Genomic DNA, 13252 nt, shown 5'->3' on the forward strand with positions numbered 1-13252 from the left:
GGCGCGTATTATGCACAAAAATTGCTCGTTGCGCCATTATTGAAAGCAATTCGCATTTGACCTGACTCAAATTTAATCAATTAATACAATTTAATGTATTTGATCAGAACCTGAAGCGGCCCCACCCTCAACAAAAAGGGCTTCAATATCCGCCAGATCAAACTCATAGTGGGCATTACAGAACTGACAGTTCACATCGATCTGACCACGCTCCTCAATTACCCCAACCAGTTCCTGCTTATCCATCATTTTCAGTGAAGCTGCACTACGTTCACGCGAACAAGTGCATTTAAATCGAACGTCATCCGCTTTATACAAGCGGCACTGTTCTTCATGAAAGAGGCGATAGAGCAGTGTTTCATTATCTAAAGTAAGCAACTCTTCACTCTTCAACGTTGATGCCAGATGACTGATCCGCTCCCAATCTTCTTCGCCGGTACCTTCAGCAGGCAAAACCTGAAGCAACATACCTGCAGCTTTTTCACCGTCTGAAGCCAGATGTACTTGGGTAGGTAACTGTTCGGAACTCACAAAGTAGCTTTCCAGGCAAGCAGCTAGGTTGCCTCCCACCAGTGGTACGACCCCCTGATAGCGCTGCCCTTTCTCCGGCTCAACGGTGATCACCACCTGTCCCTGTGGCAGCAGATCAATGAAGTTAGCATCATCTTTAATATCACCATCAAAACGCGCAATAGCGCGTAGATCATGATTATGAGTGCATTCAGCCATTAACAGACGAACATCACCTTGCCCTTGTGCCTGCAGAATCAAACGCCCTTCAAACTTCAGGTTGGAACTTAACAGGCAAACAGCCGCTAGCATCTCTCCCAATACCTGTTGAATAGCAGGAGGGTAATCATGGTTTGCAAAACAGTCACTACAGGTCTGTTCCAGACCGCTAACAACGCCACGAATATCCAGTTCATCAAACAGGATTCGTTGAATCTGATCAGAGTTACTCATTAATGGAATCTACAATGGTTAATCAAGCGGAATACCGAGCGGTATTCTAGGAAAGTAGCCATTCTAACATAGCTGCTAAGGTGAAGTGCAGCCCTCAGAATAATCCAAGATACCAGACTCCACCTGCGGGCCTAAAGACGGTTTAGTAGATGACAAGCAATCTAATGAGCTGCTAAACAGCTTCCTTCAGCGACAGAAAGATTTTTACTGCTTTGCGAACAAGTCATTTGGTTCACGCTTCCAGTCCCTGATATAAAGCTGACGAGCCCGAGCCTGCACTTTTTGCCAAAAATCCTGTCTCTGCTGCAAAGCTTGCCGCAGAGGCAAGCCGGTGTAGACCTTAATAAAACGGAATACATCCCGTCGTGTCAGACCAATATCCATGGCAGAGAAATAGATACTCGCTACATCTTTGACTAACCAACGTTCAGGTACCTGACTGCGGATTTGTGCGCGGTGTAAATCAACCAGGAAGAAGTCCGGGTTTTGCGGATGTTTTTCTTCTGACTGATCTAAAAGAAAATGGCAGAGATACAGATCGCGATGATTGATACCATTTTCATGAATCGTACGCGCTATATACGCAACACGATCAATGATTTTTCGCTTATGTGAAGGATGAGGAGCCTGGTCCAGCCACGGCTCACAGTACTGAGCCAGGCTATAAGTTTCTGTTAACTCGCGGGTAATAAGAAAAGAGGTTTGTGCTGCGGGATTAAGACCTTTTTTTCCATAAGCCACTGCATCGAGTGTCTTCAAACCCAGACTCTGGATTAGCGCTATAGCCTCCCACTCATTTCTCGCACCTACTACTGGCAATCTGAGCTGAACAAGGTTTTTAATAACCTCTTTCCAGCCAACGCCCTCATGCAATTTTGCGTAAAAGCCTTTGCCTTCTATTTCAAAGCGTTGTGTTGTTCTGCCCTCTTTGGAGCGAACAACCTTACCTTGAATTGACTTAACCGCCTCAAAAGGATCACGATCAGCCAGCCAACGTTTAACCGTTTCAGAATTGATGATTACTGACATCGTTGCTCCCCGATGCGCTCAATACACTCAGCAGCGCGCAATGGGCGCGAATAAATATCTGCACTTTCAGCAAAGGCGCCACAACGTTGTTGCCAGTTAATATCACTGGTTAATAAATCTAACAACGCTTGATCAAGTTCCTGCTGTTTAAAAGGCATATCGACCACAGAACCCAGCTGATTATCCCGAATATAAAAGGCATAGCCACAATTTGCAGTACAAATCACTGGCAGGCCTGCAACAACGGCTTCCAGAATAACGTTGCCGGTATTCTCCAAATACGCGGGATGCATTAGCAGATCACAAGCAAACAGTAACTGCGGCACATCATCACGCTGCCCCACAAAAATAACCTGATCGGCAATACCCAGCTGCTTTGCCAGTTTCTGATAATCTGGTAAGCGTTTGTCACGCCCTATCACCAATGCTCGTACCTGACTTTTCTCATCCTCTGGCAGGGCAGATATTGCATGAAGCATCCTATCCAGACCCTTGCGCTTATAATCCGATCCTAGAAAACCAACGACCTTATGCTCAGGTGAAATACCCAGAGACTCGCGTACAGCAGCACCTTCAGCGGCACCACTCTCAGTTCGAATACGATTTCGGTTTATTCCGGGAGGCATTAGGTGGAAACGTTCAGGTTGAGTGTCGTAATACTTTTTATAAGCCTCACCCTCATTCTGCGATAACAGCAGGGTCTCAGTAGCAAGATTTTTATCGAAAACCCCTTTCTCAAAAGTTAAAGACCAACGACTACGGGGCAATAGTCTGTAAAAGAACGGCTTGTCTTCGTACACTTTGGTTGCAAAACAGGTGTCGGCACAATAGTACACATCAAGATCCGGCATTTTGTTAAAGCCGATCACCAGATCAACAGGATCATCCTTTAAGTGCTGCTGCAGCTCTCGATGAAATCGGCAATTTGTACTGTGGTTACTAAGGCGTTTGACCGAAAGGATTTTTACCTTTAATTGCTCCGGTTTTTCTCCTTCCCAAGCACCCGTATAGACAGTCACATCATGGCCTCGATTTAGTAACTCCATCGCAATTGTCAAAAAATTACGCTGCAGGCCACCGTATGGGAAGTACTTAAACAAACATAAAGCGAGCTTCATTAAACACCTTTTTCATACAGTCTTTGCCGGTTAGCACGTCGTTTGCCTAAAACTAGGCTTATCACACATTAGCTCCCACATTTACGTGCAGAACGTACAGACTGTTGAATTACCTTATCTATGATTTCTAGGTAGCCTAGCTCCATCGTTACACGCAAAACATCTTATCTATACGTGCAGCATTAGCCAGGGCCAATAATCCGGCTAGTTTACCGCCATTCTTCTGGCCCTGATAGTTTGACTTAAGGAACCTACAAGAAACGAGCTCCTGAAACCTGCCAAAAATAGCTTAACTTTTCCGACTAAAAATTGAACAATGGAAGACTTAAGAGCCGAAAGGGCAATTATCACAAGACAAAGGATACAGTGATGACAAAGAGGTTACCGGGTTTAGCAAGTATCGTTTTGCTGTCCCTAGGCGCTATGGGCCCGCAAGGAGTGCAAGCAGCAGATGAGTATTTAGAAGCTTCACGCGCTGCCTGTAATCACATTCGTGATTGCGCAATGGGAAAAATGTCAGAAATCCCCCCCGAATACAGACCCATGATGGAGCAAAGCCTTGCCACAATGTGCCAATCCCTGCCTTCAGCAGAATCGATCCCCGGATTTGGTCCAGCTCACAAGATGTATGCACCTGCACTGGCTTGCATGAAAAGCATTCCAACTCAAAGCTGCAAATCTTATCTGGATGATGGACTCATGACGCCTGAGTGCAAGAAGCTGGAAAATATGTAGGCTGGTATTTAGGGACAAGAAGTACATAAGGTGCTCTCAGAATTTGAAGGGAATCACTCTTCCTTCTGAAAGCATCTATTACTAGCCCTCTCTCCAAGATTCCGCCTCAATCGGTCTATAACTCGCTAACATCTACGCACTCGACATTTACCGCACAGGTTTTAAATTCTGGAATTTTCCCATACGGGTCAAGCGCGGCATTGGTGAGTAGATTTGCCGCCGCTTCATGAAAACAAAATGGAATAAATACCATTCCCGGCGGAACTTCTTTATCCAACCTTACCTTCAGGGTCACTTCTCCCCTTCTGGAACTAACCTTAATCGATTGCCCCGGCTCAATACCCCTCGCGCCGAGCTCTTTCGGATGTAAACTTGCAACAGGCACCTGCTCCAGTTGATTCAATACATTGGAGCGGCGCGTCATAGCACCGGTATGCCAATGCTCAAGCATTCTTCCCGTGGTGAGGATAAGAGGGTACTCTTCATCCGGACTTTCATCTGGTGCCACCAACTGAGTAGGTACCAGCCGCCCCTGCCCGGTTTCAGTTGGAAAGCCGCTTCCAAAGAGAACATCTTGCCCATCGGGATATGTGATCGAGTCTTCATTTTCTAAACGAGACCAGCTGATACCTGATAGGGATGCCATTGACCCCGACATTTCAGAGAAGACCTGCTGAGGATGTTCATAACTCCAGGCTAAGCCTAAACGTTGCGCCATAGCATTTATGATCCACAAATCCTGCTTAGCTTCTCCAGGTGGATTAACTGCCTGACGGCCCAATTGAACCTGACGGTTGGTATTGGTAAAAGTGCCATCTTTTTCGGCAAAAGCAGAAGCAGGCAAGACCACATCGGCCAAAGCGGCAGTTTCGGTCAGAAAAATATCCTGAACCACAAGATGATCCAGTTTAGCCAACGCCTGACGAGCTTTTGCAACATCCGGATCAGACATTGCCGGGTTTTCACCCATGATATACATGCCTGATATACCGCCCTGCTCAATCTCATGCATTATTTCAACAACGGTTAAGCCTGCTTCTTTATCCAGTTCAGCATCCCATAGTTCCTCATATTGAGCGTGAATCTGGGCATCAGACACAGGCTTATAATCAGGAAACACCATTGGTATAAGCCCCGCATCAGAGGCACCTTGAACATTATTCTGCCCCCGAAGTGGGTGCAATCCCGTCCCAGGCTTCCCAATATGCCCGGTCGTTAAAGCTAACGCGATCAGAGCCCGGACATTGTCTGTGCCATGAATATGTTGAGAAACCCCCATTCCCCAGAAAATAAGGGAGCGCTCTGCGTGGGCATAACTACGTGCAATATCACGTATAGTTTCAGCCGGAACGCCACAAATCGGAGCCATCTCTTCTGGGGAAAAGTCTTCAATAGCAGTTTGCAGCTCGGAAAAGCCAAAAGTATTTTTTTCTATATAGTCATGATCTACCAGATCTTCAGTAAAGATCACATGCAACATTGCATTCAATAAAGCGACATCAGTTCCTGATTTAAACTGAACCATAGGATCGGCATGGCGACCAAGCCCCTGGCCCCGTGGGTCCATGACAATCAGACGAGCTCCATCCTCTACCGCCTGTTTGATATAGCTGGCGGCAACGGGGTGGTTCTGTTCCGGACGGGAACCAATAACAATGATCAAGTCTGCCTTTAGCGCATCCATAAACGGCGCCGAGACAGCTGCTGAGCCAATACCTTCCATAAGAGCGGCAACAGAAGAGGCATGACACAAGCGAGTGCAATGATCGACATTATTAGTCTTAAAGGCTGTACGGATCAGTTTCTGGAACAGATAAGCCTCTTCGTTTGAGCCCTTCGCAGAACCAAACCCCGCTAATGCCTGCCCACCACGTGTATCTAAAATGGACTTTAATCCGCTAGCAGCCCGATCCAACGCTTCTTCCCAGCTTGCTTCTCGGAAGTGAGTAAAAGGATTTGCAGGATCGACTGACTCTTCAGCATTTTTTGGCGCATCATCACGTCGAATAAGCGGCACGGTTAAACGCTGTGGGTGATGTATATAATCAAATCCGAAACGGCCTTTAACACAGAGTTTATTCTGATTGCTTGGCCCATCACGGCCAACGGCTTTAATGATCTGATTATCATTGATATGAAAGCTCAGCTGGCAACCAACACCACAGAATGGGCAGAGGGAATCAACCGTCTTCTCAGTATCAGATTGGATGACAATCTCATCTGTTTGCGGATTCTTAGGTAGGAGAGCCCCTGTTGGGCAAGACTGAACACACTCCCCACAAGCCACACAGGTACTAGCATCAACAGTATCAGCTTGGTCGAAGATAATGCGGGAACGTCCACCACGAAAGGCCATACCTAACACATCGTTATGTTGTATATCCCGACATGCACTTACACAGTTATTACAATGAATACAGGCATTCAGATCCACTGCCAACGCAGGGTGTGACAGATCACATTCAACCTGTCCTTTTCCAGCAAAGCGAGATGTTTTCTGACCCACCTCCTTCGCCATTTCCCAGAAATGTGAATTCTTTTCAGCGGATTGTTCATACTTGGGATGATCTGCCAGTAACAGTTCCATCACCATTTTACGCGCCTGTACCACCTTGGCCGATTGAGTCATCACCTTCATGCCTTCCTGCACTGGGCGGGAGCATGATGCAGTAAGAGTACGCTCGCCTTCGACCTCAACGACACACAGGCGGCAACTACCCTCGGCCTCGTTATATTGATGATAACCAGAACAAAGGTGAGGTAAGGTGTTACCTAGCCGTTTGGCACAGTCGAAGATTGTTTCCCCATCATGAGCCACAACTTGTTGATCATCCAACGTAAATGTAACTGGCTGGCTCATCTGAAATCCTCAGCGAAGTAGGTCATAGCACTTATTAAGGGATTCGGAGCTGCTTGGCCAAGACCGCATATCGATGCAGACCTCATCACTTCGCTGAGTTCTTCCAGAAGTGAAAAGTCGAGCTTTTCATCCTCAAACATCCCAGCAATTTTTTCGCATCCAACCCGACATGGCGTACATTGACCACAACTTTCATGATCAAAGAAATTCATAAGGTTCTGGACTACCGCTTTCATATTGTCTTGATCCGACAACACAACAACAGCGGCAGATCCCACGAAACAACCATACTGCTCCAGTTCACCGAAGCTCAGGGGTAGATCACCAAGCCCAGCCGGCAAAATGCCACCGGACGCCCCGCCTGGTAGGTAAGCTTTAAAGCTATGCCCAGTAAGCAGACCGCCACAATATTCAGAGATCAGCGTATTAACACTCGTTCCTGAAGGCGCTTCAACCACACCCGGTTTATTCACCCGGCCGGACACCGAATAAAAGCGTGGGCAGCCCGCATCAATGTAATTTTGCGCCCCTTTATTTAGGATTTCGGTGACCCGCCATAAAGTTTCTACGTTATTCACCAAGGTCGGGCGACCAAATAATCCGGATTGCGCCGGATAAGGAGGTTTAATTCTAGGAAGACCTCGTTTACCTTCAATACTTTCAAGAAGTGCAGTTTCTTCTCCGCAAATATACGCCCCTGCGCCACGCCTCAGGTGCAGTGTACGCCCCTTACACAGGTCGGACTGGCGCAGATTTTCCAGCTCTTTCAGAAGAAGGGAGCGGATATGAGGGTATTCATCACGCAGATAAATATAGATATCCTTGGCATCAATCACTTCTGCCGCAATCAACATTCCCTCAAGCATCTGATGCGGATTGGTTTCCAGGCAGTGGCGATCTTTGAAGGTCCCAGGTTCCCCCTCGTCAGCATTAACAACAAGAACGCGCTCACCAGAAGAGGCCAGAAGAAACTGCCATTTCCTAGCAACAGGAAATCCCGCCCCGCCCATGCCGCAGAGCTGGGACTTTTCTAGTTCAGAGAGGATAAACGCAGTATCTATTTTACCGTTCTGTAGAGATTGTAAGACTGCATAACCGCCTTGCGCTTGATACTCGTTCAAGTCTGGATAATTAACGGTAGGAGCAATGTCATGAACGGTAACTGGAGCCTGACTGCAAGCTCCGACGCAAGGGACTGTTTTCGATCCAATGGGGAGAGGTGATTGCCTGGAGATCTGGCAAGTGATGCCATCACAATACTTTATATGCTGATCATCAGGTTCATCAGACACCTGAAAATGCGCGTAAAAAGTTGCACATTCATAAACCTCTGCCTGCGAAAGTCTCATGGCCTCAGCTAAAGCAGCCAATGTATCCCGGCTTAAATACCCATATTCATCTTGCAGCACATGAAGGTTTTCAATCAACAAATCTCGTTGATTGGCATCTTCACCTAGAAGCTTTGTAACCTCGCTAAGACGCATTTCATTAACGCGGCGACCTTTAGGGAAAGATGCTTTCATAGGAAATCCTATTTATTAGTGAACAACGGGAATTCTACTTATCAAAAATACCACGCTCGCCATCCTTGAATGAACGGATCTGACGGCGCTCTTTTTTATTCGGTCTGTTTCGCGGGTTCAAGCTACTACCCATGGCTTTACGCTGAGCAGCATGATCTTCACGTTTTTTGATACTGGCTTCCGTTTCCCGATACAGTTTCTGCGCTTCTGGAGCACCGCGACGTTGATCTGAGATCTCAACAATCACAATCTCTTTTTCGTCAAAGCCCTGACGGACTTCTAAAACCGCCCCAATCTCCACATGTCGGCTACATTTAGTGCGATGACCGTTATAGTGAACCTTACCTCCATCGATCATCTGTTTGGCAATGGCACGAGTTTTATAGAATCGTGCCGCCCATAACCACTTATCCAGGCGTACCTTATCTTCAGGCTGGGTCATTCTTATCCGTTTTGTTTTGGTGTTATTTCGTTAAAGTGTTCAATAGCTGAAAAGTCTTCTATCTCGCGTTTCGGCTGCTGACTATCCGGCTGGTAAATAGAAAGCAGATAATGGATGCCATAATCACGTGCACTTTTCAGTACCGACAAACTGTCGTCTACTAACAGTGTACGCTGTTTATCGAATGGTTCCACTTGCTGCAGCTGTTCCCAAAATTCGGGATTTTCCTTCGGCAGACCAAAGTCATGGGAACAGATTACGTCATCAACCAGTTTATCCAGCCCGGTTTTTTTAATTTTCAGTGAAAGACTACCCCGGTGTGCATTGGTCACAATCACTGTCCGGATATTCTCTTCTTTCAATATTTTCAGAAAATCCTGAACATGAGGGCGAAAAGCTATCTTTTCTTCAATCTCAACCTTCAGATCAGTAATTGGGACATTCAGCTCCCGAGTCCAATAGTCCAGACAGTACCAATTAAGCGTTCCCTGCTGCTGAATAATTTTGTCATGTAGCCATTCACGGGCTTCACCTTCATCCATTTTATGGATTTCTGCATAACGCAGGGGTAGATGTTCCAGCCAGAAAAAGGTATCAAAGTGTAGATCAAGGAGAGTACCGTCCATATCAAGAAGAACGGTATCAATATTCTGCCAATCAAACATTGCTCAGGCCATTCATTAAGGAAACTTCAGTATGCCGGTTAAACCTGAAATTTTGAAGATTACTAGCACTGCACAAAGCCGGTTATTTAAGGTCGAAGAGATAGAACTGCGTTTTTCCAATGGTGTAGAACGCACCTACGAACGCCTTGCGAAAAGAGGCTTGGGCGCAGTGATGATCATTCCTGTGACCTCAGACAACGAAGTGCTTCTGATTCGAGAATATGCTGTGGGGTTAGAGGAGTACACACTCACTCTGCCTAAAGGGCTGATTGATCCTGGTGAAAACGAACATATTGCGGCGGACCGGGAACTGAAAGAGGAAGCCGGATTTGGCAGTAAGCGCCTGGATACGCTAAAAGTTATGACATCAGCGCCTAACTATATGGGCCATACTATCACTGCTGTGTTAGCGCGTGATCTCTACCCCTGCCGTTTGCAGGGTGATGAACCAGAAGAGATGGAAGTGGTTAGCTGGCCGCTGGATAAGCTGGATCAACTGTTACTGGATGAGGATTTCACCGAAGCCAGAGCAATAGCTGCCTTGTATATGACAAAGGATTTTTTAGCCCGAGAAACTAAAGAGTAGAAACTCCAGAAAACAAAACGATTCCAAAGATAAGAATAAAAGGGAGTCAGTTATGCAAAACCACCAACAATTAATTGATGCTCTATATCAAATCTGCCAACAGGCAGCTGTAGCGATCATGGACGTGTATCAAAAGGATGACTTTTCCATTCAGGAGAAACAAGACCACTCACCTGTTACACAAGCAGACCTCGCCGCCCATGAGATAATTAAACAAGGCCTGACCGAATTAACACCAGATATTCCGCAACTGAGCGAAGAAGATACATCCGTCACGTTCACTCAACGCCAGCAGTGGCAGAAGTTCTGGTGTATCGATCCTCTCGACGGCACCAAAGAGTTCATCAACCGTAATGATGAGTTCACTATCAATATTGCGTTGATAGAAAACAACCGCCCGATTCTCGGCATTATCTATATTCCGGTAACAAAAGTTGCGTACTGGGGCAGTATCGAACTGGGAGCTTGCAAGCTGGAACATGGGGAGCAAGCTGTTCATATCCGTAGCCGCCCTATGACCGAAAATCTGATTGTCGCGGCCAGCCGCCGCCATGGTCAGGATGCAAGTGCCAATCTACTTAAACCGATTGAACATCACTTTAAGCATATCCGAAACAAGGGAATGGGTAGTTCTTTGAAGATGTGTCTGATCGCAGAAGGGGCTGCCGACTTCTATCCTCGCCTATTCCCCACCAGCGAATGGGATACAGCCGCAGCACAGGCAATAGTGGAAGCCGCTGGAGGGAAGCTGGTGAACGCCAGCAGTCTGGAACCTTTGAGATACAACCAAAGGGAATCGCTGGAGAATCCATATTTCTATGTTTGCGGTGATCCTCAATTCCCGCTGGAAGAGATTGCCAGACGTTAATATAAAAACGGGAGCTTTAAGCTCCCGTTTTTAGTTAATTATTTCTCCGCAGCGCAGGATTGATTACCTCGCGCCAACACCTCTTCAACCTTGAACTTAAAGTCAGGGTCATTCACCTGATTTGCTCGGATCAGTTTCACCTCGTTATCACTGAAATGCTTATGCACATATTTAGCTAAACAGTCACAACGCGCCTCAGTCGCACCAGGCAATTGCATACAATCTTCTTTAAAAGGTCCGAACGTGGAAGATGTCAGGAATTGCGTTTTCACCATCAACACACCCAGTGAAACAACCGCAATCCAGATAAGAACTTTATACATCGAAAACAACCGCTTTTTATAATTATGAATGGAGCCCGTCATTCTAGGGGGAAAGCTGAACAGTTTCAGCAAACTTTAGTCGCAGCCCTTTAAATTCTTAAAATCAGCCCCATATTACAGGCAATCCACAGATTAAAAGCACACTTTTTGTACCATGAAATAATCAAACTTGGGTGCTATTATTTCTGGGCTTTTTGATTTTTAGAGTTGGTTGACCGTGGGGACAACGGGGTCAACCGCCATCGACGACTGTCTACAAGACTGATACAAATAAGGTGACACTTATGAGCTTTGAACTACCAGCACTGCCTTACGCAAAGGATGCACTGGAACCACACATCTCTGCAGAAACTCTGGATTTCCACCACGGCAAACACCACAACACATACGTGGTTAAGCTGAACGGTCTGGTTCCTGGTACTGAGTACGAAGGCAAAACACTGGAAGAGATCATCACTTCAGCTCCTGCTGGTGGCGTATTCAACAACGCTGCACAGATCTGGAACCACACTTTCTACTGGAACTGCCTGTCTCCAAACGGTGGCGGTGAGCCAACTGGCGCTATCGCTGATGCGATCAACGCTAAATGGGGTTCTTTTGCTGCATTCCAGGAAGCACTGAATGACAAAGCTGTTAACAACTTCGGTTCAAGCTGGACTTGGTTGGTTAAAAACGCTGACGGTTCTATCGAAATCGTTAACACTAGCAACGCTGGTTGCCCACTGACTGAAGGTCAGACTCCACTACTGACTGTAGACCTGTGGGAACACGCTTACTACATCGATTACCGTAACGTTCGTCCTGACTACCTGAAAGGTTTCTGGGCGCTGGTTAACTGGGACTTCGTAAACGCTAACTTCGCATAAGTTTCGTTTCCACAAATTAGAAAAGGCACCCTAGGGTGCCTTTTTTGTTTTGTTCAAACTTCAACTAAGTTCAGAATAGATCTCTTTGCTTCTCAGGAGCCGCTTCCATAAATGCAGGGATTGTCTGGCAAGCCGCGTGAATACGCTGGATCATCGGGTAGGGCGACAGATCGACCTCGAAGCGCTGCGCATTATAAACCTGAGGCACCAAACACAGGTCAGCCAAGCCAGGTTGATCTCCATGACAAAAGTCACTACTCAGCTCCGACTCTGCCAGCATAGCCTCCAGAGCTTCAAAGCCTTCATATATCCAATGCCTGTACCATTGCAACTTTTCTTCTTCGCTGATCTCCAGCGTAGCTTTTAAATAACGCAAAACCCTTAGATTATTTAAAGGATGAATATCACAGGCGATCAACTGAGATAGTCCTCGAACACGCGCCCTAGCCAGAAGATCATCGGGGAGTAAGCGATACCTTTCAGGATAACTCTCTTCAAGGTATTCACAGATAGCCAAAGACTGAGGGATAAAGTCCCCCTCCAAATCCAGAACGGGAACTGCAGCTTGCGGGTTACGTTGCTTATGAAACGCCCCCCGCTGCTCAGATTTCAGCAGATTAACCGGAATCTGCTGATAACTGAGTTTTTTCAAGTTCAGAGCGATGCGAACTCGATAAGAAGCTGACGAGCGGAAGTAATCGTAAAGGTTCAGCTCCTGCACGTTTAGAGTTCCTTAAACTCGTCTTCATGCAGCCATGCAGCGTGACGTGGAGCGCGTTTGGTCTGAGACCACTCTTCCAGCATCAGAGGAGCTACCTCAGCCAATTTCTTCAGTTGTTCATCGGTGCCACAACGATAGGTCAGCTCCAGACGATGTCCGTTAGGATCAAAGAAATAGATAGAGCGGATAATGCCATGATCAGTCACCCCCACCACATCAAGCCCCTGGCTTTCCAGTTCAGCCTTTGCCGCTTGCAACGCTGCCTGATCTTCAACCTCAAAAGCGATATGCTGGCACCACTCCGGCGTATTAAGATCACGTCCCATCTCAGGTGAGTTTGGTAGTTCAAAGAACGCCAGAATATTCCCCTGCCCTGCATCCAGAAAAACATGCATATAAGGGTCCGGCTCCTTGGTAGACGGAACACGGTCCTCGGCAATCGCCACCAGAAAATCCATATTCAAAACTTTCTGATAGAACTCAACCGTCTCTTTTGCATCTTTACAGCGGTATGCCACATGGTGGATCTGTTTAACATTAATCATCTTTTACG

At 46.6% G+C, this 13252-nt stretch carries 14 protein-coding genes; 4 read left to right on the forward strand and 10 right to left on the reverse strand.

The genetic code is table 11. The annotated features are described in order from the left end of the window. Window positions 1–90: 90 nt before the first annotated feature. From hslO to GY843_RS08200, 3 genes are all read right to left on the reverse strand, one after another. Complete coding sequence (hslO, locus tag GY843_RS08190; RefSeq protein ID WP_297308422.1) at window positions 91–963, reverse strand: Hsp33 family molecular chaperone HslO; 873 nt, start codon at window positions 961–963, stop codon at window positions 91–93. 204 nt (window positions 964–1167) lie between these two features. Beyond that, the gene (gene rfaP / locus GY843_RS08195; protein WP_297308424.1) at window positions 1168–1992 is read right to left on the reverse strand and encodes a lipopolysaccharide core heptose(I) kinase RfaP; all 825 of its coding nucleotides are present in this window, start codon (window positions 1990–1992) and stop codon (window positions 1168–1170) included. Beyond that, window positions 1983–3110, reverse strand: a complete 1128-nt coding sequence (locus GY843_RS08200) for a glycosyltransferase family 4 protein (RefSeq protein WP_297308426.1) — start codon at window positions 3108–3110, stop codon at window positions 1983–1985. Before GY843_RS08200 ends, rfaP begins: the two co-directional genes overlap by 10 nt. 369 nt (window positions 3111–3479) lie before the next feature. Here GY843_RS08200 and GY843_RS08205 point away from each other — a divergent pair, with 369 nt between their 5' ends. Further along, window positions 3480–3845, forward strand: coding sequence for a hypothetical protein (locus GY843_RS08205; protein WP_297308428.1), 366 nt, complete (start codon window positions 3480–3482; stop codon window positions 3843–3845). Between the two features lie 115 nt (window positions 3846–3960). Here the strand turns inward: GY843_RS08205 and fdhF are convergent, their stop codons facing one another. The 4 genes from fdhF to yrfG are packed head-to-tail and all read right to left on the reverse strand — an operon-like array spanning window position 3961 to window position 9335. Continuing rightward, entirely contained in the window at window positions 3961–6705 is a 2745-nt protein-coding gene (gene fdhF, locus GY843_RS08210; protein ID WP_297308430.1) for a formate dehydrogenase subunit alpha, read from the reverse strand. Continuing rightward, window positions 6702–8228, reverse strand: a complete 1527-nt coding sequence (locus GY843_RS08215; protein ID WP_297308432.1) for an NADH-ubiquinone oxidoreductase-F iron-sulfur binding region domain-containing protein — start codon at window positions 8226–8228, stop codon at window positions 6702–6704. Before GY843_RS08215 ends, fdhF begins: the two co-directional genes overlap by 4 nt. Window positions 8229–8262: 34 nt before the next feature. Beyond that, a complete protein-coding gene (gene hslR, locus GY843_RS08220; protein WP_297308434.1) occupies window positions 8263–8670 on the reverse strand; it encodes a ribosome-associated heat shock protein Hsp15 in 408 nt (135 codons plus the stop codon). 2 nt (window positions 8671–8672) lie between these two features. Continuing rightward, a complete protein-coding gene (gene yrfG, locus GY843_RS08225) occupies window positions 8673–9335 on the reverse strand; it encodes a GMP/IMP nucleotidase (RefSeq protein WP_297308436.1) in 663 nt (220 codons plus the stop codon). A 31-nt stretch (window positions 9336–9366) separates the two neighbouring features. On the opposite strand from yrfG, the gene nudE reads away from it, so the two are divergent. Both nudE and cysQ read left to right on the forward strand, forming a co-directional pair. Beyond that, on the forward strand, window positions 9367–9921 hold the full coding sequence (gene nudE, locus GY843_RS08230) for an ADP compounds hydrolase NudE (protein WP_297308438.1): 555 nt from the start codon (window positions 9367–9369) through the stop codon (window positions 9919–9921). 52 nt (window positions 9922–9973) lie between these two features. Beyond that, entirely contained in the window at window positions 9974–10789 is an 816-nt protein-coding gene (gene cysQ, locus GY843_RS08235; RefSeq protein WP_297308440.1) for a 3'(2'),5'-bisphosphate nucleotidase CysQ, read from the forward strand. 38 nt (window positions 10790–10827) lie between these two features. Here the strand turns inward: cysQ and GY843_RS08240 are convergent, their stop codons facing one another. After that, on the reverse strand, window positions 10828–11112 hold the full coding sequence (locus tag GY843_RS08240; RefSeq protein ID WP_297308442.1) for a hypothetical protein: 285 nt from the start codon (window positions 11110–11112) through the stop codon (window positions 10828–10830). A 284-nt stretch (window positions 11113–11396) separates the two neighbouring features. Between GY843_RS08240 and GY843_RS08245 the strand changes: the two genes are divergently transcribed. After that, entirely contained in the window at window positions 11397–11978 is a 582-nt protein-coding gene (locus tag GY843_RS08245; protein ID WP_297308445.1) for a Fe-Mn family superoxide dismutase, read from the forward strand. A gap of 70 nt (window positions 11979–12048) precedes the next feature. Here the strand turns inward: GY843_RS08245 and maiA are convergent, their stop codons facing one another. Beyond that, a complete protein-coding gene (maiA, locus tag GY843_RS08250) occupies window positions 12049–12690 on the reverse strand; it encodes a maleylacetoacetate isomerase (RefSeq protein WP_297308520.1) in 642 nt (213 codons plus the stop codon). An 11-nt stretch (window positions 12691–12701) separates the two neighbouring features. Continuing rightward, window positions 12702–13244 carry a VOC family protein gene (locus GY843_RS08255; RefSeq protein ID WP_297308448.1) on the reverse strand — a complete coding sequence of 181 codons (543 nt, stop codon included), beginning with the start codon at window positions 13242–13244 and terminating at the stop codon, window positions 12702–12704. Between the last annotated feature and the right edge of the window lie 8 nt (window positions 13245–13252).

It is taken from the genome of Neptuniibacter sp., from assembly GCF_024231755.1.
GTDB lineage: Bacteria > Pseudomonadota > Gammaproteobacteria > Pseudomonadales > Balneatricaceae > Neptuniibacter.